This is a genomic window from Sphaerisporangium sp. NBC_01403, from assembly GCF_045040145.1.
GTDB lineage: Bacteria > Actinomycetota > Actinomycetes > Streptosporangiales > Streptosporangiaceae > Sphaerisporangium > Sphaerisporangium viridialbum.
This window is the reverse complement of record NZ_CP109534.1, coordinates 8,064,577-8,087,757: the sequence shown is the minus strand read 5'-3', so window position 1 is coordinate 8,087,757 and position 23,181 is coordinate 8,064,577. Positions and strand designations below refer to the sequence as shown.

Genomic DNA, 23,181 nt, shown 5'->3' with positions numbered 1-23,181 from the left:
TCTCCTTCAAGACAACCGGCTACGGCTTCTTAGTACCTGTGCGCTTGCTGCGCGGCTGCCGGGTGGGCTGCTGGCGGATGACCTTCTGCTCGGGCTCGGGCGGCGGAGCGTCTTCCGGCTCCTTCGCCGCCTTGCTCGGCAGGATCTTGCTCAGCAGCCCTGGCTTGGGCTCGGGCTCCACCACGTTGCCCTTGGCGTCGACGACCGGCATCGGATGCCGACTGTAGAACCAGTGTTGCTGACCAAGGGTCCACAGGTTGGTGGTGACCCAGTAAAGGATAAGCCCGAGCGCGAAGTTCAAGCTGAAGATCGCGAACAGCGGCGAGATGTACATCAGGATCTTCTGCTGCTGCGCCATGGGGTTGTCCGGCATCTGCGCCATCGACCGGGTGACGCTCTGGCGCACCGTGAGGAAGGTCGTGGTCGAGCTGATCGCCACGAAGATGCCCAGGACGATCTTCGTGAGGATGGGCTCGGCGCCCAGGGCGTGGATCTCGTTGGCACTGGTGAAGAACGTCGCGGGGATCGGCGCCCCGAAGATGTGCCCGGCACGCGCGCTGTCCACGAGCTGCTGGGTCATGCCGTGGGCGGCCTTGTCCTCGGCGATCGCCCTCAGCACGGTGAACACGGAGATGAAGATCGGGAACTGCGCCACCACGGGGAGGCAGCCACCGAGGGGGTTGGCTCCCCCCTCCTGGTAGACCTTCATGACCTCCTGGTTCATGCGTTGCTTGTCGTTCTTGTACCGCTTGCGAAGCTCCTGCACCTTGGGGGCGAGCTCCTGCATCTTCTTCGACGAGCGCATCTGCTTGAGGAAGAGCGGGAAGATCAGCAGACGCATCAGCACGGTCAGCGTGATGATGGTGAGGGCCCAGTTCAGCCCGTTGTCTGGGGGGATGATGACGCTGTAAGCCGCGTGAATCCAGGCGATCACCGTAGCGACCGCTGTATACAGCGGCTCCAGGAATGACAGCTCCACCGAGCTAGCTCCCTTGCGTTTCGTCGTGGGACCGGACCGGGCGCGGAGGCACCGGGTCGTAACCTCCCGGGTGGAAGGGGTGGCAACGCCCGATTCGCCTGGCGGTCAGCCAGAGCCCCCGCAGCGCACCGTGGACGGCGATCGCTTCGAGTCCGTAGGCACTGCAGGATGGTTCGAAGCGGCATCGCGGCCCAAGGAGGGGGCTTATGAAGGCTCGATAGAACCTGATCGGGAGCATGAGGGCTCGGGCCGCCGGAGAGACCTGCGTGGTCTGCTGCCGCGTGCTCACGGACGCGCTCGGCGGAAGGAGGCTCGCTCCGCCCGCGTCCCGCTCTCTCGCCCCCGGGTCACCGCTGTTCATGCCTGTCCATCCGTCGCGGCCGGACGATCGGATCGTCGCCCAGGCACCCGTCGCCCGATCAAACGATCCAGCGCGACGTCGAGCTCGGCGGCGAGGTGCTCGCTTCGCGCGGACGCCGCCTGTGGATTGGCGCGTACAACAAGCAGGCTACCTCGCGGTAGGGAGTGCAGGCGGTGGCGCATCAGGTGCCTCAGCCGGCGCTTGACGCGGTTCCTGACGACCGCGCCGCCGACGGCCTTGCTGACCACGAACCCCACAAGGGGAGGGTCCTGAGGATTGCCTCGCGTGCTCAGGTGGGCGACCAAGGTGGGGCGTCCTGCGCGCTTTCCTCCGCGGATAGCGCTCGCGAACTCCTCGCCACGGCGCATACGGGAAGCGGACGGCAGCACGAGTGGACCTGCTTTCTGACGGACACGGGCCCGGGTACGGCTATCGCCCGCCGGTCAGTTCCGACGGGCGAGGAAACCACGCACCGGGCGCTCCGCGCTGTCAGGCGGACAGCTCCGCGCGGCCCTTGCGGCGGCGGGCGGCGAGGATCGCACGGCCGGCCCGCGTGCGCATGCGCAGCCGGAAGCCGTGGGTCTTCGCGCGGCGACGGTTGTTCGGCTGGAAAGTACGCTTGCTCACGAGTGGGCTCCAGGCTTGAGTTCACCCGCACACGGTGCGAGCGATTGACACACAGGGCAAGGCCTATCGAATGCGTGGGCACGCCAAAGTGCCGTCGCGCGACAAGCCGACCGTCGTACGTTACGGGGCGAACAGGCCAAAGGTCAAACCAGAACGGCCGGGCGGCATGCCCGTCCAAGGTTATCCACTATTCCACAGCCCCTGTTTCCACCGCCGCCACGTCATCCACAGTATGTGCACCATGCCTCCCCCAACCAGCCACTAGGCTGTGGACAACGTCTTGAACAGGGATGTGCACAACGCTACTGTCGGCCCTCCAGACCTTTCCCCTCCATCTCATCGATGTGCTTGTACGCACGTCTGAGTGTTGTGGACACTGTGTGGATCGTATGTGGACAGGGTGTGGACCCCTTGTGGACCGCCGAAAGGAGCCTGCGGACAACGCTGTGGGGACAGCCGCGAGGCCCGGCGCCGACGGAGCTTGCTCCGGCAGGCGTTCATGTGGATAACGAATCGCGGCGAGCGTGCGGGGGCCGCGTAAGGGAGGAGGGGCCGACCAATGGATGGCGTCGACCTCGGCCCGTTGTGGGCCCGAGCGCTGGAGAGCTTCGCCGAAGGAAGCGTCCCGCCTCAGCAGCGCGCGTGGCTCAACATGACCCGCCCTTTCGGCCTGGTCAACGACACGATCATCCTCGCGGCGCCGAACGACTTCGCCAAGGACGTCCTTGAGACCAAGCTCCGCCCCCTGATCGCGCAGGCGCTCTCCCAGGAGTTCGGCCGTCCGATGCGGGTGGCCGTCATGGTCGACCCGATGGCCGGCGTGGGTGACGACCCGGCCCCGAGGCCGGACGGATATCCCCAGGCGTCCCCAGCCGGTTATCCCCATGGTGGACAACCGCAGCCCGGGTACGGACAGCCTGGCAGGCAAGGCCCCATGGGCCAGCAGCCCTTTCCCGACCAGGGGTCGTCCACCGACTATCCACAGGCTCGGCCACAGGCGCAGCCTTACTCCTATTCCTATGGGGGCAACTCCGAGGACCCCTATCCGGCCGGTCCGGGGGGGCCCTCCCAGCCTTATCCACAGGACGGCTACCAGGGCCAGGAGAGCTACCCCGCTCAGCCGGGGCAGGGCGGCCAGGAGCAGCCCCAGTCCACCCAGCAGGAAGCGCCGCCGTCCCAGCAGTACTCCCGCGGCGACGGGTCGCAGCCCTTTCAGCGCGGCGACGCCGCGCAGTCCTTTCCCCGTGGCGACACCCAGCAGCAGTACCCCCGCGGTGAGACGCCCCAGCCGTTCCCGCGCGGCGAGTCCCAGCAGCCGTTCCCCCGTGGCGAGTCTCCTCAGTCGTACTCACGGGGCGACGCGTCGCAGCCGTACCCCCAGCAGACCGGGGGATACGGCGGGCAATCCCCGTATTCCGGCAGGCCAGAGAGCCAGCCACCGCGCCCGCGGCAGGAGTCGGAGAGCTACGACCGACCTGTGCAGAACCGCTGGGACAGCCGCGGCGGCAAGCCCAGCGAGCCCGCCAGGCTGAATCCCAAGTACACCTTCGAGACCTTCGTCATCGGCGCGTCGAACCGCTTCGCGCACGCGGCCGCCGTCGCGGTCGCCGAGGCGCCGGCCAAGGCGTACAACCCGCTGTTCATCTACGGCGACTCGGGGCTGGGCAAGACCCACCTGCTCCACGCGATCGGGCACTACGCGCAGCGGCTGTACGACGGGGCCCGCGTGCGATATGTCAGCTCCGAGGAGTTCACGAACGACTTCATCAACTCGATCCGCGACCACAAGGCCGACGGGTTCCGCGCCCGATACCGCGCGGTCGACATCCTGCTTGTGGACGACATCCAGTTCCTGGAGGGCAAGGAGCAGACGCAGGAGGAGTTCTTCCACACCTTCAACACGCTCCACAACGCCAACAAGCAGATCGTCATCTCCAGCGACCGGGCGCCCAAGCAGCTGGTGACCCTGGAGGACCGGCTCCGCAACCGCTTCGAGTGGGGGCTGATCACCGACGTCCAGCCGCCCGAGCTGGAGACGCGCATCGCGATCCTCCGCAAGAAGGCGATCCAGGAAGGCCTCGCGGCACCCGGTGACGTGCTCGAATACATCGCGAGCAAGATCTCCACCAACATCCGCGAGCTGGAGGGCGCGCTCATCCGCGTCACGGCCTTCGCGAGCCTCAACCGCCAGTCGGTCGACCTCCAGCTCGCCGAGGTCGTCCTGAAGGACCTCATCACCGAGGACTCCAGCACCGAGATCACGATCGCCACGATCATGGCGCAGACGGCGGCCTACTTCGGGCTGTCGATCGACGACCTCTGCGGCAGCTCCCGCTCGCGTGTGCTGGTGACGGCCCGTCAGATCGCCATGTACCTGGCCAGAGAGCTCACCGACCTGTCGCTCCCCAAGATCGGCCAGCAGTTCGGCGGGCGCGACCACACGACAGTCATGCACGCCGAACGCAAGATCCGCTCGCTGATGGCCGAGCGCAGGTCGATGTACAACCAGGTCACAGAGCTGACGAACCGCATCAAGCAGAACTCTCGCAACGCCTGATGATCCACAGCCTGTGGATATCTCTGTGGATCAGGGCACAGTGCCGGTGAATACCGGGAATACCGCCCGAGAAGCGCGACCAAGCAAGCGAACGGCCGGTTCGAGCCGCTTCGGCGCCTGGGGACAACTCTGGGGACATCTTGGGGAAGACCTGGGGACTACCGGTGGACGACCTGGGGACGCCCTGTGGGTAGGGTCTGAAGGCGACCCGGAGCACTGCTCTTACCCCGTGGATAACCGGTGGAAACCTCGTGGATGACCGGTGGATGAAGACCCCCCAAACTGGGGACGGCCTGTGTGTAACGCTCGGTTGTCCCCAGGCGCGGCTCGGAAATGCACCGTCCACCCACAGGGCCGGTGGACAAAAAACAGTCGCTGACCTGCGAAGACATTAGACTTCCACAGTATCCACCCCCCCTAATGAGATGACCTGTATCTCTCTCTACTAAGAACTCAAGACCCATAGAAGGGTTCTGGCCGTCCTCCCGTGCGGGAGGGTGAACACTTGAATCAACGGCGCGGAGCAGTCGAGCCGGGATGAAGACCGCGATCAAGACGATCAAGACAGCAGAAATAACAGGAGGCGGATCCACGTGATGTTCCGTGTCGACCGAGACGTGCTCGCAGAGGCGGTCGCGTGGACCGCACGCAGCCTGCCCGCGAGGCCGTCCGTGCCGGTGCTCGCCGGCATGCGGCTGGAGGTCACCGACCAGCAGCAGCTCAAGCTCTCGGGTTTCGACTACGAGGTCTCCGCCGAGGTGACCCTGGAGCTGCAGACCGGTGACCCCGGCCTGGTGCTCGTCTCCGGCCGCCTGCTCGCCGAGATCACCCGCGCGCTTCCCGCACAGCCTGTGGACTTCCTGGTCGAGGGCGCCAAGGCCGTCGTCACGTGTGGAAGCGCCAGGTTCACCCTGTTGACGATGCCCGCCGAGGACTACCCCTCGCTGCCCGCGATGCCCCCCGCCGCGGGCCGGGTCGGCAGCGACATCTTCTCCTCCGCCGTCGCCCAGGTCGCCGTCGCCGCGGGCAAGGACGACACGCTGCCCATGCTCACCGGTGTCCGCATGGAGATCGAGGGCGACACCGTGACCCTCGCCGCGACCGACCGCTACCGGCTGGCCGTCCGCGAGCTCAAGTGGCAGCCTGACCAGCCCGACTTCTCGTCCATCGCGATGATCCCCGGCAGGACCCTCGCCGACACGGCCAAGTCGCTGACGACGGGCGCCGAGGTCGAGATCGCGCTCAGCTCCACCGGTGGCACCGGCGAAGGCATGATCGGGTTCTCCAGCGCGGGCCGCCGCACCACCACCCGGCTCCTCGACCCCGAGTTCCCGAAGTACCGCTCGCTGCTGCCCACGGAGTTCTCCGCCCACGCCGACCTCGCGACCTCGGCCTTCGTCGAGGCGGTCAAGCGCGTCGCGCTGGTGGCCGAGCGCAACACCCCGGTGCGCCTGGCCTTCCACGGGGGCGAGGTCGTGCTCGAGGCCGGCAGCGGCGACGAGGCGCAGGCGGTCGAGGTGCTCCCGGTCGAGTTCGAGGGCGACGACATCAACATCGCCTTCAACCACCAGTTCCTGCTCGAAGGCCTCGGCGCGATCGACTCCGACGTGGCCCGCCTGCAGTTCACCACGTCGACCAAGCCCGCCATCCTCACCGGTGGCAAGCCTGTGGACGACGGCATCACGCCCGACTACCGCTACCTCATCATGCCCATTCGCCTGTCCAGCTAGGATCCCGTCGTCCGCCTGATTGGACCCGGCGGGGCGGGGTACGGCGCGTGCGTCGCGTCGTGGATGATGGAGACCTTCACGAGGGGTGGCTGGGATGCAGATCGGCATGGTCGGGCTGGGCAAGATGGGCGGCAACATGGCCGAGCGGCTCCGCCGCGCCGGTCATGACGTGGTCGGCTACGACCGCGACCCGAAGACCAGCGACGTCGGCAGCCTGCAGGAGCTCGTCGAGCGGCTCCAGGCCCCCCGTGTGGTCTGGGTCATGGTCCCGGCCGGCGAGCCCACCAGGGCGACGATCGAGGAGCTCGGCAAGCTGCTCTCCGAGGGCGACATCGTCGTCGACGGCGGCAACTCCCACTACCTCGACGACAAGAAGCACGCCGATCAGCTCAAGGTCAAGGGCATCGGGTTCGTCGACGTCGGCGTGAGCGGCGGGGTCTGGGGTCTTGAGAACGGCTATGCCCTGATGGTCGGCGGCGACCCCGAGTACGTCCAGCGGCTCATGCCGATCTTCGAGACGCTCAAGCCCGAGGGCGAGGACGGCTTCGTCCACGCGGGCACCGTCGGCGCCGGCCATTTCGCCAAGATGGTCCACAACGGCATCGAGTACGGCATCATGCAGTCGTTCGCCGAGGGCTGGGAGCTGCTGGAGGCCACCGACATCGTCACCGACGTGCCGGGCGCGTTCAGGAGCTGGCGCACCGGCACGGTGATCCGCTCGTGGCTGCTCGACCTGCTGGTCCGCGCGCTCGACGACGACGCCGACCTGTCCGAGCTCAAGGGCTACGCCGAGGACTCCGGCGAGGGCCGCTGGACCGTCCAGGCCGCCGTGGACCACGCGGTGCCCCTGCCGGCCATCACGGCCGCGCTGTACGCCCGCTTCGCCTCGCGGCAGGAGGACTCCCCCGCGATGAAGATGGTCGCGGCCCTGCGCAACCAGTTCGGCGGCCACGCCGTCTCCTCCGTCGAGGGCCAGCACGCCAAGGGCGCCGACGCTCCCGGCGCCGACGTCACACCTCCCGTGGAGGCGCAGCGCTGACGGTCGCGCCCTGAGCGTCCCCCGGACCCTTGCGCCTGGGGTGATTCTGCCTGCGCGTCTGAACGTTGCCCTCGGGCCGCCTGGGCCCCTCCTGGGCATCTCTGAGCCGGCGCCCGATGCTGCCCACGGAACTGATTTGGCGTCGGATGCCGGTTGTGCAGATGTTGTCGTAGTGGCCCACTAACCTTCGTGGGGTGCATGTCGCCCATCTGTCGCTGACCGACTTCCGGTCCTACTCCGCCGTGGAGCTGGCCCTGGAGCCGGGGGTGACGGCGCTCGTCGGCCCCAACGGGCAGGGCAAGACCAATCTGGTCGAGGCCTTGGGCTATGTGGCGACGCTCGGCAGCTTCCGCGTCGCCACCGACGCCCCGCTCGTGCGGCAGGGCGCCGCGCGGGCCATCGTCCGTTCCGTGGTGGTCCGCGACGACCGCCGCGCGCTGGTCGAGATCGAGATCAACCCCGGCCGGGCCAACCGCGCCAGGCTCAACCGCTCACCGGTCCCCCGGCCGCGCGACGTCCTCGGCCTGCTCCGCACGGTGCTGTTCGCCCCCGAGGACCTCGCGCTCGTGAAGGGCGACCCCGCCGATCGGCGCAGGTTCCTCGACGATCTGCTGGTCGCCCGCGCGCCCCGCTTCGCCGGCGTACGGGCCGACTACGACCGGGTGCTCAAGCAGCGCGGCGCCCTGTTGCGCAGCGCCATGCAGGCCAGGCCAGGGCGACGGCAGAGCCCCCGCCGCCAGGAGGCGGAGGCGGGGTTCTCCGCGGCCGGCGCCGGTGACGCGCTCAGCACGCTGGAGGTCTGGGACGCCCATCTGGCCCGCCACGGCGCCGAGCTGCTCGCCGCGCGGCTGGAGCTCGTCCAGGCGCTGCGCCCGCTCGTGGCCAAGGCGTACGCCCTGCTGGCCCCCTCGTCGGCCCCCGCCGACATGGAGTACCGCGACTCGCTGTCCACAGAGGCGGGGGAGTCTCGGGAGTTCATGACTCCCCCGCCGTCCACAGCCACGGGGGCGGCCGTGGTCGACCGCGCGGCGCTGGAGGAGGCGCTGCGCGCGAGCCTGATCGAGGTGCGGCAGGCAGAGCTCGAGCGCGGCGTGACCCTCGTCGGGCCGCACCGCGACGATCTGCTGCTGCGTCTCGGCGAGCTGCCCGCGCGCGGCTACGCCAGCCACGGCGAGTCGTGGTCGTTCGCGCTGGCGCTGCGCCTCGCCGCGTACGACCTGCTCAGGGCTGAGGGCGGCGACCCTGTGCTCATCCTCGACGACGTGTTCGCCGAGCTCGACAGCCGCAGGCGCCGCAGCCTCGCCGACATCGTGGCGCCCGCCGAGCAGGTCCTGATCACCGCGGCCGTGCCGGAGGACGTCCCGGCCCAGCTCGTCGGCGCCCGGTTCGACGTCGCGGAAGGGAGCGTCACCCGTGTCAGGTGAGCCGTCCGGAGTCCAGTCCCCCGACGTCGTCGCGGCGCGCGGGGCCGCCATGGCGCGCGAGAAGCTCGCCCAGGCGAAGGCCGACGCGGCCAGGCGCGGGCAGCTCCCCCGCCGCGAGCCCCGCCGCCGGGCCGCGGCACGGCGCGACGCCGGCGATCCGCAGCTTTTCGGCCGTGCCATTCGCGACCTGCTCGCCGACCGGGGGTGGGAGCAGCCGCTGGCCGTCGGAGGGGTGTTCGGGCGCTGGCACGAGATCGTCGGGCCCGATCTGGCGCTCCACACCAAGCCCGAGACCTTCGCCGACGGAGAGGTGCTGGTCGTCGCCGACTCCACGGCGTGGGCGACCCAGGTGCGCCTGCTGGCGTCCACGCTGGTCAGACGCCTGAACGAAGAGCTCGGCGACGGCACGGTGCGCCGGGTGAAGGTGCGCGGCCCACAGAACGGGCCGCGCCCGTCGGGCGGGCTCAGGGTGACCGGGAGCCGCGGCCCGGGGGACACCTACGGCTGAGCCGGGCCTCACAGCATCGCCCGACCAGCGAAATGAGGGGGAGACCCCCGGGGAAACCGATCAGAATCACGTTGGCGGTTGTGACCCCCTTCCTCGTGGGGGGATGCTCAAGAGCACATTCAACGCCCGACAGGCCATCACAGCGGCCGTCAATGCCACCTGATGCGCTTCTGACCGGTAGAATGAAATCGGATTCCGGACACGTCCGCATGCGAGTCACCCCCGGCTGCGCGCCGATCTCCCTGGGTGGTCGCATCGAGGCACTCACGACGGTGACGGGCACGGCAGGGGCAGCCGATTGTTGGTCTCTCCTGCCGCGTGTCCGCGGCAGGAGGATTTCGCACTTGTCCTACGACGCTAGCTCAATCACCGTTCTCGAAGGACTTGAGGCGGTTCGTAAGCGCCCTGGCATGTACATCGGCTCGACGGGCGAGCGTGGTCTCCACCACCTCGTGCAAGAGGTTGTGGACAACTCCGTCGACGAGGCACTCGCGGGGCACGCCGATCACATCGAGGTCACCCTCCTCGCCGACAACGGCGTCCGGGTAGTGGACAACGGCCGCGGCATCCCTGTCGGCATCGTCCCGGGCGAGCAGCGCCCGGCCGTCGAGGTCGTCCTCACCGTCCTCCACGCGGGCGGCAAGTTCGACAGCAAGTCCTATGCCGTCTCCGGCGGTCTGCACGGCGTGGGCGTGTCGGTGGTCAACGCGCTGTCCACCCGCCTTGAGGTCGAGATCAAGACCGAGGGCCACCACTGGCGGCAGTCGTACGTCGAGAGCAAGCCGACCGGTCCCCTGGTCAAGGGCGAGCCCACCGGCGAGACCGGCACCTCGATCACCTTCTGGGCCGACGGCACCATCTTCGAGACCACGACCTGGAACTTCGAGACGCTGTCGCGCAGACTCCAGGAGATGGCCTTCCTGAACAAGGGCCTGTCGATCGTCCTGCGTGACGAGCGGCCCGACCACGTCAACGGCGAGCCCCACGTGGTCACCTATCACTACGAGGGCGGCATCTCCGACTTCGTCAAGCACATCAACTCCAAGAAGGAGCCCGTCCACAGCTCGGTCATCGACTTCGAGGCCGAGGGCGACGGCATCTCCGTCGAGATCGCCATGCAGTGGAACGCCTCCTACAGCGAGTCGGTCTACACCTTCGCCAACACCATCAACACCGCCGAGGGCGGCACCCACGAGGAGGGCTTTCGCGCCGCGCTGACGACCATCGTCAACCGCTACGCCCGGGAGCAGAAGTTCCTCAAGGAGGGCAAGGACGACAACCTCACCGGGGACGACATCCGTGAGGGCCTGACCGCCATCATCTCGGTGAAGCTGGCCGACCCGCAGTTCGAAGGCCAGACCAAGACCAAGCTCGGCAACACCGAGGCCAAGTCGTTCGTGCAGAAGGCCTGCAACGACTCCATCCGCGACTGGTTCGAGCGGAACCCCGGCGAGGCCAAGGAGATCCTGAGCAAGTCCCTGCAGGCCTCCCGCGCCCGCATCGCCGCGCGCCAGGCCCGTGACCTCACCCGGCGCAAGTCGCTGCTGGAGGCCGGCTCGGGCCTGCCGGGCAAGCTGGCCGACTGCCAGTGGACCGAGCCGGAGAAGTGCGAGCTCTACATCGTCGAGGGCGACTCGGCCGGCGGCTCGGCCAAGGGCGGCCGCGATCCCAAGTTCCAGGCGATCCTCCCGATCCGCGGCAAGATCCTCAACGTCGAGAAGGCCCGCATCGACCGGGTCCTCAAGAACAACGAGGTCCAGGCGCTGATCACCGCCCTCGGCACCGGTGTGCACGCCGAGTTCGACATCCAGAAGCTCCGCTACCACAAGCTCATCCTGATGGCGGACGCCGACGTCGACGGTCAGCACATCACCACGCTGCTGCTGACGCTGCTTTTCCGCTTCATGCGGCCCCTGATCGAGGCGGGCCACGTCTACCTTTCCCAGCCCCCGCTCTACAAGATCAAGTGGGACAGGAAGGGCGAGGACGCCAGCTACGCCTACTCCGACCGCGAGCGGGACTCCATCATCCAGAGCGGCATCGACGCGGGCAGGCGCGACCCGCGCCAGCACGACGGTGTCCAGCGCTTCAAGGGTCTGGGCGAGATGAACGCCTCGCAGCTCTGGGAGACCACGATGAACCCGGCGACCCGGGTTCTTCTTCAGGTCACCCTCGACGACGCGGCCCAGGCCGATGAGATGTTCACCGTGCTGATGGGTGAGGACGTCGAGGCACGGAGATCGTTCATCATCAGAAACGCACGGGATGTCCGATTCCTGGACGTGTAGCGGCAGCCGTAGAGACTCATCTTCCAAAAGGACATACCACTCGTGACCGAAGTGAACATCCCGCCGGGACCTCCCGCTGACCGCATCGAACCCGTCGACATCCAGTCCGAGATGCAGCGCAGCTACATGGACTACGCGATGTCGGTCATCGTGTCGCGGGCGCTGCCCGACGTGCGTGACGGCCTGAAGCCCGTACACCGGCGTGTGCTCTACGCCATGTACGACGGCGGCTACCGGCCCGACCGCGGATATTTCAAGTGCTCCCGCGTCGTCGGCGACGTGATGGGCTCCTACCACCCGCACGGCGACGCGTCGATCTACGACACCGTCGTACGTCTGGCGCAGCCCTGGGCGCTGCGCTACACGCTGGTCGACGGCCAGGGCAACTTCGGCTCGCCCGGCAACGACCCCGCCGCCGCCATGCGGTACACCGAGTGCCGGCTCGCGCCGATCGCCATGGAGATGCTCCGTGACATCGACAAGGAGACCGTCGACTTCCAGCCCAACTACGACGGGCGCTCCCAGGAGCCGATCGTCCTGCCCGCGAGGTTCCCGAACCTCCTGGTCAACGGTGCCGCCGGCATCGCGGTCGGCATGGCGACCAACATCCCGCCGCACAACCTACGCGAGGTCGCCGAGGGTGTCACCTGGTGCCTGCAGAACCCCGAGGCCACCGACGAGGAGCTCCTCGAGGCGCTGATCGCCCGGGTCAAGGGCCCCGACTTCCCCACCGGCGCGCTGATCGTCGGCCGCCGTGGCATCGACGACGCCTACCGCACCGGGCGCGGGTCGATCACCATGCGGGCGATCGTCGAGGTCGAAGAGGACGCCAAGGGCCGGCAGAACCTCGTCGTCACGGCCCTGCCGTACCAGGTGAACCCCGACAACCTGGCGCTGACCATCGCCGAGCTGGTGAAGGACGGCAAGGTCACCGGCATCGCCGACGTGCGGGACGAGACCTCCTCGCGCACCGGCCAGCGCCTCGTGATCGTCCTGAAGCGCGACGCCGTCGCCAAGGTCGTGCTGAACAACCTCTACAAGCACACCCAGCTCCAGACGACCTTCGGTGCCAACATGCTGGCCCTGGTCGACGGCGTGCCGAGGACGCTGCGCCTCGACCAGTTCGTCAAGTACTACGTGGCCCACCAGATCGAGGTCGTGGTCCGGCGCACCCGCTACCTGCTGCGCAAGGCCCAGGAGCGCGCCCACATCCTGAGCGGTCTGCTCAAGGCCATGGACCGCATGGACGAGGTCATCGCGCTGATCCGCAGGTCGCCCTCCGCGGCGCAGGCGGTCGGCGGGCTGATCGAGCTGCTGGAGATCGACGAGATCCAGGCGCAGGCCATCCTCGACATGCAGCTGCGCAAGCTGGCCGCGCTGGAGCGCCAGCAGATCGTCGACGAGTACGAGTCGCTGATGGCGCAGATCGCCGAATACCAGGCGATCCTGGCCTCCGAGCCTCGGCAGCGGCAGATCGTGGCCGACGAGCTCGGCGACATCGTCGGCAAGTTCGGCGACGAGCGCAAGACCGAGATCATCGCCTACGACGGCGACATGTCCATCGAGGACCTCATCGCCGAAGAGGACATGGTCGTCACGATCACCCGTGGCGGCTACGCCAAGCGCACCAAGACCGACCTCTACCGCGCGCAGAAGCGCGGCGGCAAGGGCGTTCGCGGCGCGCAGCTCCGGCAGGACGACATCGTCGAGCACTTCTTCGTGACGACGACCCACCACTGGCTGCTGTTCTTCACCAACAAGGGCCGCGTCTACCGGATCAAGGCGTACGAGTTCCCCGACGCCGGCCGGGACGCGCGCGGGCAGCACCTGGCGAACCTTCTGGCGATGCAGCCCGACGAGCACGTCATGGAGATTCTCGACCTTCGTGACTACCAGGTCTCGCCCTACCTCGTGCTGGCTACCCGCAGCGGCCTGGTGAAGAAGACCCGGCTCTCGGAGTACGACTCCCCCAGGTCGGGTGGCCTGATCGCGATCAACCTCCGCGAGGACGACGAGGTCATCGCCGCCAAGCTCGTCTCGGAGGAGGACGACGTCCTGCTGGTGTCGCGAGGCGCCAAGTCCATTCGCTTCACCGCCTCCGACGAGGCACTGCGCCCGATGGGCCGCGCGACCAGCGGTGTCATCGGCATGCGGTTCCTCGACGGCGACGAGCTGCTGGCGATGAACGTCCTCAGCGACGGCGCCGACGTGCTTATCGCGACCGAAGGCGGGTATGCGAAGCGGACGCCGGCGGATCAATATCCCGTTCAAGGTAGGGGCGGGCAAGGTGTGCTGACTGCGAAGATTGTCAGTGCTCGTGGCAAGCTGGTCGGAGCAGTAATGGTGAGTCCCGAGGACGAGGTGTTCGCTATCACCTCCGCAGGCGGGGTGATCCGCACCAGCGCGGGCGAGATCAAGCAGTCCGGCCGCCAGACCATGGGAGTGCGCCTGATGAACCTCTCGGAGGGAGACAGCGTGGTTGCCCTCGCCCGCAACGCCGAAGCGCTGGACAGCGAGGACAATGGGGGAGAGGACGAGGAATGAGCCCTCAGGTCAACTCCGGAGGTTCCGGTAATTCCGGTAAATCGCCCGGCACTTCGGCAAATCGCAAGCGGAACCCACCCAAGGGGGTCCGCCCTGCCTCCTCGGTGAACTCCTCCACTCGCAACCAGGTGACGGAGAGCGTGAACACCTCGGAAAGTACGGGCAAGGCGCGACCTCCTGCCGGCCCGAGTGATGACAGGGTTGTCGTCGTGTCCAGTGACGATGACGCGGTGACCCCTGTCGGCGACGGTGAGAACGGAGACGCGACCCTGCGCATCCGCTCCTCGTCCGTTCCCGACAAATCCTGGTCGCCATCTCCCGACGGTCCGGGCGGCGGCCCGACCAGGCCCGCACAGAAGCCCCCGGCCCCGCCTTCCGGGTCGCCGGCGGGCCCGTCGGCCGCTCCGCGCCCCGGTTCGGACGTCGACCCGAGGCCCGGCGCCAGGCCGGGCTCCGGTGGCGGCGCGAGGCCCGGTTCGGCTCCGCAGCCCCGCCCTGACGGCGCTCCGCGGCCCGGTGCCGATGGCGGTCCCCGGCCGGGTTCCGGCGCTCCGGGTTCCGCCGGCGCTCTGCACCCCGGTCCCGGCGGTGCTCCGCAGCCCGGTCCCGGCTCCCGTCCTGGGAAGCCCGCCTCGGGTGCCGGTTCCAAGCAGGGCGGGTTCGGGGCCGTGTCGGCCCTGTCCACCCCGGAGCCGGCCCTCGGCCGCACCGAGCAGCGTGACAAGCCCTCGCCGATGAAGGCTCCCCGCAAGGCCCACCTGGTGCTGCGCAGGATCGAGCCCTGGTCGGCGATGAAGTTCAGCTTCGTCGTCTCGCTCGTCTGCTTCGTGGTGCTGTTCGTGGCCGTCGCCGTCCTGTACGGCGTGCTGTCGGCGCTCGGCGTCTTCGACTCCATCGTGAACACCGTGACGCAGCTCACCGTTCCCGACGGCAAGACGACCAGCGGCATCGACATCAAGTCGTGGTTCGAGCCCGTACGGATCCTCGGCTACACCGCCCTGCTCGGCGCGGTGAACGTCGTCCTGATCACCGCGCTCTCCACGCTCGGGTCCGTCATCTACAACGTCGCCTCCGACCTGGTGGGCGGCGTCGAAGTGACCTTCAGCGAGGCCGAATAGCCCCGCAGATGCCGTTGAGGGCTCGGCCGGGCGCCCTCAACGGCATCCCTCGCATCCCCCTGCTCCCTGGCATCAGACGATAACGAGTGCATCCCGTTGGCGCGGGCGGCCTCAGAGCACGGTAAGCTTTTCCGTGTCAGAGAGACGGTTCGCTTCCGCTCCGCGGGGGCGATAGTCTTCTCTGCGTCGCACAGCGGGGCTATAGCTCAGACGGTTAGAGCGCTTCCCTGATAAGGAAGAGGTCCCAGGTTCAAGTCCTGGTAGCCCCACCATCGATTACCTGCGCAAAGGCCGCTCCCCATGATCGGGAAGCGGCCTTTTTGATCTTCTGAGTGACTAATCCGAAAATTGGACAGTAGTTGGGCAGGCGGCAGCGGACGACACCCTGGAACACCACTACCAGCCAGGCCAGGCGCTCCCGGGAGAGGCATTTCTCGCCTCCGAGTACGCCACCTCACGCCCGACCATCCGCAAGGCGATCGCCCAGCTCGCCGGGGAAGGGCTACTCACCATCGCCCATGGACGCGGTACCTTCGTCCGCCCCACCCCAGATCGCCGCATGATTCTCACAGGGTGGCATGAAGACCTACTCAACCCGGCTTACGACCCTGCCAAGCAGCACTGGGAGCACGTCACCGTTCCCAGCGAAGCCGAACGCGCACAGAACAAGGTCACCCCCAATTCAGCGCTGTTCATGACCGCCGAAGGCAGCAGAGCCGATGTCCTAGCCGTACGGCGAGGCAGCGTGGCCGTCTACCGGTACGCCTACTGGCAGCACACCAAGACCCGCGCCCGCATCCATCTGTGTTCCTATGTCCTGGCCGACTTGGTCACCACCATCACCGGCGAAGGCGCAGACCGGGAGGTCGACTCCCACGTCGAGCCCGAGGACTACTACGCCCACCTGGAACGCGAACACGGACCTCTGCGCTGGACCACCTCCGTGCATGCCCAGATGCCCTACATCGAGACCTACGAGGACCTCGGCATGGAACCGATCGGCACACCACTACTGGTCATCCGCAGGATCATGCTCAGCCGGCACGGCCGGCCACTGGAGTTCACCGAGATCGACGCCCCTGGGGACCGATTCGAAGTGGCAGCCGTCAGCGACTACAACTCAGCCGAGCCGAGAGGACTCTCGGCACTGCGCGTGTAGTGGGCTCAAAGTTTCTTTACTGGATCAAGGCGCCGCCGCTTCGCGCCGCCGCCCCGCATCGTATTGAGCGGTCCCGCACTGATCTTCCCGACCACCAATGCAGGTGACGCCGCTAGATCGTGCCGCTCAGGTTGTGCGAGCGGTCATGGCATGGTCATCACATTCAGTGTGCATTAAGCTAGCTGATCATGAATGGGCGAAACGGATTCTTACTCCTCGGATCAACGATCCTCTTCTTCACTTTTCTTGCCGCGTTGTCAAGAAATGGAAGTGTAAGTACTGGGTGGGGTCTTGCTGGAATCGGCTTCATGATCGGTGCAGTTGCTTGCGCTATCTCCGATCTAAAAACGCACCTGCCTGCTACGAAGCCGCAACCCTCCAACGATGCTGGAGATGTGTGATTCTGACCGGTGATGTCCGGCCCGTCCACCAGCGGTTAGCTCACGCCGTCCGTCCATACGACAAGGTCCGCCCACACCGACACCAGCACCAGGCCGTAACCGTCGTGAACGTCGGCAGCGATGCCATGGTGCTCCAGTTGTTGACATAACCGCCAGGCCGCGCGGACAGGTGGAGAGGGGGACGCCATCCCAAACGCAGATGCGAGCTGCTGTTGGCTTGAGGCCGCCACGGTCCGGCGAGACTGGGCGGGGACGTTTCTCCGGCTCACCATACGTCCCAAGGATGCGAACCCACATGGGACGGGGGAACTTCGTCAAGGACGGCTCGTGGGACGTCTTGCGCGGCGTATAAACGTCCCATGACGCCGAATGAGCGGCTGCGCTCAGCCATGGTCAGCAAAGGGCTCACCACCAGGGAACTCGCCGCGTCCACCGGAATGGACGTGAAGACCGTGGAACGGTGGCTCAGCACCGGACGCACCCCGCACCGCTCCATCGCCTACCGAGCAGCAGAGGCACTCAGCGAAGACCTTGCCTACTTGTGGCCCACAATCGAGCAAGGCCGTCGGCAGCAGCGCGGAAACAGCGAACTCATCGCCGCCTATCCGACCCGTACCGACGCCCCACTCGCGATGTGGCGCACCATGTTCGAGCAGGCCGCAGAACACATCGGCATCCTGGTCTACGCGGCGGTGTTCCTGTACGAGTCGCTACCCGACTTCAACGAGATGCTCGCCGCCAAAGCCGCCGCCGGTTGCCGGGTACGAGTCTTGCTAGGCGACGCCGACTCCCCGGCAATCTTCGCGCGAGGCCAGGAGGAGAAGTACGGTCACGGCATCGAGTCGCGGTGCCGCGTGGCACTCATGCACTACCGGCCCCTCATCAGTGCAGGGGTCGAGGTACACCTTCACGACACGACGCTGTACAACTCCCTCTACATCGGGGATGACCGCATGATCGTCAATGCGCACGTGTTCGGGATGAACGCCTACGGGGCACCGGTCTACCACTTGCGCCGTGCAGGTCAGGGTGGCCTCTTCGATTCCTACGCCCAGAGCTTCGAGGCCGTCTGGGACTGCTCACGCCCAGCGCCGGAGGAGTGACGATGGCCCGCACTGAGTACTACGACGACCCACAGGCCCCCAGACCCAACAGTCTCGTAGTCGGGGTCTCCGCCGTCGTGACCGACGAGCACGGTCGCATCCTCATGCAACGACGCAGAGACAACAACCTGTGGGCGCTCCCCGGAGGAGGCATGGACCTCACCGAGTCCGTACCGCAGGCAGCGTTCCGCGAGGTCAAAGAGGAGACCGGCTACGACATCGAGATCACAGGGATGGTCGGCCTCTACACCGACGCCCGCCACATCATCGCCTACACCGACGGGGAGGTTCGCCGACAGTTCAACATCTGCCTCACCGCTCGCATCGTGGGAGGAACGCTGGCGATCAGCGACGAGTCCACTGAGGTCCGGTGGGTTTCTCCTGATGAGCTGGGTGATCTCGACGTGCACCACACGCAACGGCTGCGGTTGCGCCACTACATGGAAGGCCTACAGAGCCCATACATCGGCTGATTCTCCTGCTTGTGGACATCATTCCCTGAAGGTGGACAGAAGTGCGCGCCGGTGCGATGACTCGGCCTCGGCGTCTCGGAGATGGGGGAGGAACTGTGAAGCGTGCGGGAAGCCAACCCTTGGTGATCTCCGCACGCTCTAGTGGATCCCACCAGCGCGCCGACCGCCGGCCCGCCACTGCCCGGCATGGGGTCAGCGCATAATTCGATCCATGGCGGACCAGCAATCAACCGACATCTCACACCCGTGTCCGTGTTGTGGCTACCTGACCCTAGACGAGCCGGGAAACTACGAGATCTGTCACCTCTGCTTCTGGGAAGACGACGGCGACGATGGACGTGGACCCAACCGCACGTACATGGCAGAAGCCCGAGCTAACTTCCTGAGGTGGGGCGCAATGGACCAGCGCTTCATCTACAGCGTCCGCCCTCCGGAACCTCAGGAGATACCGCCGGATGGCAGCGCTCTGCCCCTGCCTCCGATGGCCACCGTCAAGCGCCGACGGCGCCTACCCTGACTGCTTTCACAAGGACCAGACAATCTCGCTGGCCTGGTGGGTGACGAACTGAGTGATAACCGCAGCGTCCGACAGTGGATATCCACAGACTTCGGCGGACCGTTCCCGCAGGTCAGCACTCGTATGTAAGCAGGTCGTCGCTCCGTGATCGTGAGTCTTCCCACGAGCGTACGGCGTCGCCCACGGTGTAGTTTTGAGCCGCAGTGGTCGGGCCGTCGTGAACAGCAAATCAGCTGATGGTTGTCTGCTCCTCAGCCTGGAAGCCTTCCGAAACGGCGCTCCGATCGGCGGTGAGCTCCGCAGGAAACCGGCGGCCGCTGCGAACCAGTTCAAGGCCAGGGAGTAGAGTTATGCGATCTCCCAAGTTGACGCGGTGCTCACCACCGCGGTGAAGCATGACCTCTGTACCGTCTTTGAGCGCCAGTAACGTGCCGTTGGCGCTCGTATCCCGGACAGAGAGTCGCTCCCCCTCCAGGAGCAGAACCAGATGAGATCGGCTGACCTGAAGGCGCTCCGCACTGTCAAGCCAGGGACTGACGTTCAGACCGCCCAGTGGAGGCTGGCGTCCTATGACCACCTCGGAGTCCTCCAGTACGGTGAACCGCTGCACCTCACGATCATTCTTCAGCAACTTGACCTGTACTGCGAGGGGGCGGGAACCCAGGTCGACCATGTCCAGGCCGTGCTGGTCACAGAACACCCGGCCGTCTCGCCAGCGTGGCAGCAACACGTATGGGCTGCGCCGGGGGTCGTGACGGAAGCAGCGGGTGTCTGGGCAGCCCCACAGCCGCTCAAGCACGTCGAATCTCGGCTTCCTGCCGGTCCCCAGCCCTTGCTGGACGAGCAGGTCGCCCTCTTCGGAGGCGGACAGGTCCCAGGCGGGCACGGGGGTCAGCATGATGTGTCTCAGCGCGATTCTCCCGTCCGGGGCGGTGTACGGCTCCAGCACGACGTCGTCCCTGCCGTCGAGCCAGGGGAACTCCCGGCGGTGTCCCCTGAACCTGTCACTTGTGATGATCGGCAGCCCTGTCACTTCAGCGATCTGCAGGAGCCTGACGTCCGCCTTGCTCTCGACTTCGATCAGCCGGTCATCCCTCCACCGGCGGACCAACCGGAGCTGGCCAGGGTCGTTGAACAGGCCACCTCGGACCAGGCTCTGATCAGACACCGCGTACAGCGCGATGTTCGCCGCGCTGTAAAGCTCGGCGAGAGCCTCGGCCACCCGATGCAGACTGGTCAGATCGGCTGCGCCCCGACTACCGAGCCTGCTGCTCCGGACAATGTTGGACAGGTCGACGAGTGCGTCCGCACGATCGATGTCGGCGGTCAGGTGATCATCCATCCAGGCTTCGTCTCCTCGCTGAACCTTCCGCTACTAGGTCGCGGAGGCGAATGTTCCGCTCGCCTTGAAGTCGTCGAAGGAGGCCTTCATCACGGAGGCTCGGTCGGGGACGTTCACGACGATTCCCGCCGCGCCGTTCGGGAGGGGAAAGCCGTCGGTCACAGATTCCACGTGTTCCCCGTCCAGCCACATGCTGAGCCTGAGGCCATCCGGCTGTTCGGAGCACTCGACTTGAAGCCGTCGGTAGCCGTCCTTGGCGGCCGTCCCCACCTGGATGTTCGCTAGGTTCCAGCCGGCCCCATTCTGAAGCCTGCGAATCCGGGCGCCTCCTACTGCGTCGAGCAGGAACTCGTATCTGGTCTGCTCGGAGTTCAGGTTCCCCCGGCAGAAGACACCGTAGGTGCCCCGGCCCGTGGTGCCCTGCCTGGTGGAGAGATCAACGAAGATCGCTACCCTTTCGGGAAGTCTCTCCGGGGTCGAAGGATGGGACGACTTGTCGCTCCTCAAGGCCATCCCCGGGATCGGAGCGACACTTGTCATACCAGATGTTCTGGAGCCGCTGATATCGATGGCGTAGAACCCGCCGGAGGCATAGCCGAAACCGTAGTCCGAGTCGAGATAGTAGTTTCCTCCGCTCCACCCGGATCCGTACTGCTCGAAGTCGTCCTGGAAAAGTACGGGCAGATCCTGCGGCGGTCCACTGGCCCAGGGCGGCGAGATGCCGAGCCAGCCCGCCAGAGCGCCCGCAACGACCCCGGCGGCGACACGCCCCGCTCTGCGCACGCTCCTCCGGTTGGTCCTCCGCCGAGGGTCGTCTTCGGAGGACGACAGCGCCGCGTCGTCAGGGGCCTCTTCGCGGAAGATCAGAGTCTCCGTGTTGGGAGGAGCTTCCTGCCCCGTCGGTGCGGTCACCGGAGACGTGGTCCTGACCTGTGTCGGGTCATCGTCGGAACGGCCGAGCAGGTGGTCGAGGAGTTGCTGCGCCGTTGGCCGGAGTCCAGGTGTTTTCGCCAGTGCCGCCCGAACCAGCTCGTGCAGGTCGCTCTTAAGGAAGTCCAGCCGGGGCTCCGCGTCCAGGATCTGCTGGCGAACGACCGAGATGTCTCCCGAGATGTCTCCTTCGAACGGCGGGTGGCCGGTCGCAGCGAACACCACCAGACATCCCCAGGCGAAGACATCACAGGCTGCGGTGACTTTCTCGCCGCGGAGTATTTCTGGTGCCGTGTATCGTGGCGTGCCGACCACTTGGCCATGGGCAGTGATGTCCGCGAGAGCATCGAGTGGGCGGGCGATACCGAAGTCGATCACACGCCACCCGCTCAGGGAGAGCAGCACATTGGACGGCTTGAGATCACGGTGAACCAGACCGACCTCGTGGATGGCGACTAGCGCGGTCGCGAGGTTCACCGCGAACCCGTGGAGAGCGGCACCCTTGAGGTGACCCGATTGCTTCACGAACTCATCGAGGTCCGGTCCTTCGATGTACTCGGTTACGAGATACAGCTGAGCTCCGGTCAGCGCGGCCTCGACGACCTCGGCCGTCGTGAACTGTGGTACGCGCCGGGCCGCCTCGACCTCCCGCTCGAAACGCCTTCTGAACTGCTCGTTCCCGCTGTACTCGGGCCTGATGACCTTGATGGCGAGGAGCCGCCCGTTGGCATCTTCTCCCAGGTAGACGGTGCCCATGCCGCCCTGGCCCAAGGGTCGTAGCACGCGATACGCGCCTATTTTCAGCGGTCCGTTAAGATCCGGGCCATTCAACCCTGAACCCCACCTGTATCAAGGTATACATTGATTCACAGCAGTATAGCGCCACATTCAGCTACGTGCGATACCTGAGGTAACATGCGGGCATTTGGTCCATGTAGCTTAATAGATGTCGCTTCTTCTCATGTATTCATGAAAGGGACATGGTGGTCGTTAGTTGTGCATCGCGGGACGCGCGTACTGCCCGACTTGCTCCCGCGCCGGATGTGCCCGGGGCGCCCCTGCGCACACACGGCGGGCGCATGGCAGTCGCTCGCGCTTGCTCTTGTCGGTGGGCGTGCATCGGGCAGCGCTTCCGTCGCGAGGCCGGCAAGTCCTTGCTTCGCTGCTCCCCGTTCGACGCATAGTACACGCCCTGCTGGACGAGGCCGAGACCTTGATCACTGGCGCAGCCGAATACAGGGAAGACGAGCCCGCGTGGATGTACTTCTACGACGAGACGTGGTTCACACTCCAGCCCGGGATGGCCGAGTTGCATCTGAGCAACTGCGCACAGGCCGTTGAGCTCCTCGCGTCCGGACTGGTCCGCCTGCCGGAGTCCTACCGCGAGACCGCGCGTGGTACGCCTCATGCCTGGGCACGCTGCGCACGCCGAGGCCAGCATGAGCACGGCCTGCCCATCGTGGCCGACGCCATCCAACTGAACCGCCACGCGGTCAAGGAGTTGGCCGATACGCCTTCGGAACTCAGCCGACGAGGCGCACGCCATGCCGTGACCGTGAGAGATGCCCTCGCCGCAGCCCGGTAGCTGGGTGACCAACTGAGTGACAACGCCGACGTACAGGCCCGGACGACCATGAACACCGAGACACCGTTCTCGCAGGTCAGGCGCATTATCCTCGCAGTTGTGACCTCTGCTTTGGTTGACTGATAAGGAAGAGGTCCCAGGTTCAAGTCCTGGTAGCCCCACCATCGATTACCTGCGCAAAGGCCGCTCCCCATGATCGGGAAGCGGCCTTTTTGATCTTCTGAGTGACCAATCCGAAATCGGACAGTAGTTGGGCAGGCGGCAGCGGAGCTCAGACGGAGTGGCCCGTCCGGGTCGTGCCTCGCATGGAGCTGGAAGATCTCGACATGCACCACAGGCAGCGGCTGCGGCTACGTCACTACGCGGAAGGGCGACGCGCCGTACATCGGCTAGCCTTCGCCGGCGGTGCGTGGCTGTGACGATGTGGCCGAGGAACGGCTGGCTATAGCTTCGGCGGGTACTGGCCAAGACGGCGAATTGCGTCCGGCGCTGGCGG

General features: G+C 66.6%; 19 protein-coding genes, 1 tRNA gene and 1 pseudogene. 15 read left to right on the top strand and 6 right to left on the bottom strand.

Annotation, left to right across the window (positions count from 1 at the left end; translation table 11 throughout):
- Positions 1 to 19 precede the first annotated feature (19 nt).
- The 4 genes from yidC to rpmH all read right to left on the bottom strand — a co-directional run bounded on the left by yidC (position 20) and on the right by rpmH (position 1,967).
- Positions 20 to 979 carry a membrane protein insertase YidC gene (gene yidC / locus OG589_RS36430; protein ID WP_405142857.1) on the bottom strand — a complete coding sequence of 320 codons (960 nt, stop codon included), beginning with the start codon at positions 977 to 979 and terminating at the stop codon, positions 20 to 22.
- 4 nt (positions 980 to 983) lie between these two features.
- The gene (gene yidD, locus OG589_RS36425) at positions 984 to 1,217 is read right to left on the bottom strand and encodes a membrane protein insertion efficiency factor YidD (RefSeq protein ID WP_405152201.1); all 234 of its coding nucleotides are present in this window, start codon (positions 1,215 to 1,217) and stop codon (positions 984 to 986) included.
- Positions 1,218 to 1,336: 119 nt separating this feature from the next.
- Positions 1,337 to 1,708 carry a ribonuclease P protein component gene (gene rnpA, locus OG589_RS36420; protein WP_405142856.1) on the bottom strand — a complete coding sequence of 124 codons (372 nt, stop codon included), beginning with the start codon at positions 1,706 to 1,708 and terminating at the stop codon, positions 1,337 to 1,339.
- 121 nt (positions 1,709 to 1,829) lie between these two features.
- A complete protein-coding gene (gene rpmH / locus OG589_RS36415; RefSeq protein ID WP_010849920.1) occupies positions 1,830 to 1,967 on the bottom strand; it encodes a 50S ribosomal protein L34 in 138 nt (45 codons plus the stop codon).
- A gap of 559 nt (positions 1,968 to 2,526) precedes the next feature.
- Here rpmH and dnaA point away from each other — a divergent pair.
- From dnaA to OG589_RS36345, 14 genes and pseudogenes are all read left to right on the top strand, one after another.
- Positions 2,527 to 4,524, top strand: coding sequence for a chromosomal replication initiator protein DnaA (dnaA, locus tag OG589_RS36410; protein WP_405142854.1), 1,998 nt, complete (start codon positions 2,527 to 2,529; stop codon positions 4,522 to 4,524).
- A gap of 593 nt (positions 4,525 to 5,117) precedes the next feature.
- Entirely contained in the window at positions 5,118 to 6,254 is a 1,137-nt protein-coding gene (dnaN, locus tag OG589_RS36405) for a DNA polymerase III subunit beta (RefSeq protein ID WP_405142853.1), read from the top strand.
- Positions 6,255 to 6,339: 85 nt separating this feature from the next.
- The gene (gene gnd / locus OG589_RS36400) at positions 6,340 to 7,293 is read left to right on the top strand and encodes a phosphogluconate dehydrogenase (NAD(+)-dependent, decarboxylating) (protein ID WP_405142852.1); all 954 of its coding nucleotides are present in this window, start codon (positions 6,340 to 6,342) and stop codon (positions 7,291 to 7,293) included.
- Between the two features lie 194 nt (positions 7,294 to 7,487).
- Positions 7,488 to 8,717 carry a DNA replication/repair protein RecF gene (gene recF / locus OG589_RS36395; RefSeq protein WP_405142850.1) on the top strand — a complete coding sequence of 410 codons (1,230 nt, stop codon included), beginning with the start codon at positions 7,488 to 7,490 and terminating at the stop codon, positions 8,715 to 8,717.
- The gene (locus OG589_RS36390) at positions 8,707 to 9,225 is read left to right on the top strand and encodes a DUF721 domain-containing protein (RefSeq protein ID WP_405142848.1); all 519 of its coding nucleotides are present in this window, start codon (positions 8,707 to 8,709) and stop codon (positions 9,223 to 9,225) included. The genes recF and OG589_RS36390 overlap by 11 nt, the downstream gene beginning before the upstream one ends.
- A gap of 344 nt (positions 9,226 to 9,569) precedes the next feature.
- On the top strand, positions 9,570 to 11,513 hold the full coding sequence (gene gyrB / locus OG589_RS36385) for a DNA topoisomerase (ATP-hydrolyzing) subunit B (protein WP_405142847.1): 1,944 nt from the start codon (positions 9,570 to 9,572) through the stop codon (positions 11,511 to 11,513).
- Positions 11,514 to 11,555: 42 nt separating this feature from the next.
- The gene (gene gyrA / locus OG589_RS36380; RefSeq protein WP_405142845.1) at positions 11,556 to 14,057 is read left to right on the top strand and encodes a DNA gyrase subunit A; all 2,502 of its coding nucleotides are present in this window, start codon (positions 11,556 to 11,558) and stop codon (positions 14,055 to 14,057) included.
- A 209-nt stretch (positions 14,058 to 14,266) separates the two neighbouring features.
- Positions 14,267 to 15,175, top strand: a complete 909-nt coding sequence (locus OG589_RS36375; protein ID WP_405142844.1) for a DUF3566 domain-containing protein — start codon at positions 14,267 to 14,269, stop codon at positions 15,173 to 15,175.
- Between the two features lie 195 nt (positions 15,176 to 15,370).
- Positions 15,371 to 15,447 (top strand) — tRNA-Ile (locus OG589_RS36370).
- A 113-nt stretch (positions 15,448 to 15,560) separates the two neighbouring features.
- Positions 15,561 to 15,701, top strand: a pseudogene (locus OG589_RS36365) (GntR family transcriptional regulator); the annotation flags it as partial.
- Positions 15,702 to 15,734: 33 nt separating this feature from the next.
- Positions 15,735 to 16,334, top strand: a complete 600-nt coding sequence (locus OG589_RS36360; protein WP_405142843.1) for a UTRA domain-containing protein — start codon at positions 15,735 to 15,737, stop codon at positions 16,332 to 16,334.
- A 760-nt stretch (positions 16,335 to 17,094) separates the two neighbouring features.
- Positions 17,095 to 17,838, top strand: a complete 744-nt coding sequence (locus tag OG589_RS36355) for an XRE family transcriptional regulator (protein ID WP_405142842.1) — start codon at positions 17,095 to 17,097, stop codon at positions 17,836 to 17,838.
- A 2-nt stretch (positions 17,839 to 17,840) separates the two neighbouring features.
- Complete coding sequence (locus OG589_RS36350; RefSeq protein ID WP_405142841.1) at positions 17,841 to 18,311, top strand: NUDIX hydrolase; 471 nt, start codon at positions 17,841 to 17,843, stop codon at positions 18,309 to 18,311.
- Between the two features lie 211 nt (positions 18,312 to 18,522).
- Entirely contained in the window at positions 18,523 to 18,828 is a 306-nt protein-coding gene (locus OG589_RS36345; RefSeq protein WP_405142840.1) for a CPCC family cysteine-rich protein, read from the top strand.
- 229 nt (positions 18,829 to 19,057) lie between these two features.
- Here OG589_RS36345 and OG589_RS36340 read toward each other — a convergent pair whose 3' ends face one another.
- Complete coding sequence (locus OG589_RS36340) at positions 19,058 to 20,170, bottom strand: hypothetical protein (protein WP_405142839.1); 1,113 nt, start codon at positions 20,168 to 20,170, stop codon at positions 19,058 to 19,060.
- Between the two features lie 33 nt (positions 20,171 to 20,203).
- Positions 20,204 to 21,883 carry a serine/threonine protein kinase gene (locus OG589_RS36335; protein WP_405152200.1) on the bottom strand — a complete coding sequence of 560 codons (1,680 nt, stop codon included), beginning with the start codon at positions 21,881 to 21,883 and terminating at the stop codon, positions 20,204 to 20,206.
- 475 nt (positions 21,884 to 22,358) lie between these two features.
- On the opposite strand from OG589_RS36335, the gene OG589_RS36330 reads away from it, so the two are divergent.
- Entirely contained in the window at positions 22,359 to 22,685 is a 327-nt protein-coding gene (locus OG589_RS36330; RefSeq protein WP_405142838.1) for a hypothetical protein, read from the top strand.
- Positions 22,686 to 23,181: the final 496 nt, after the last annotated feature.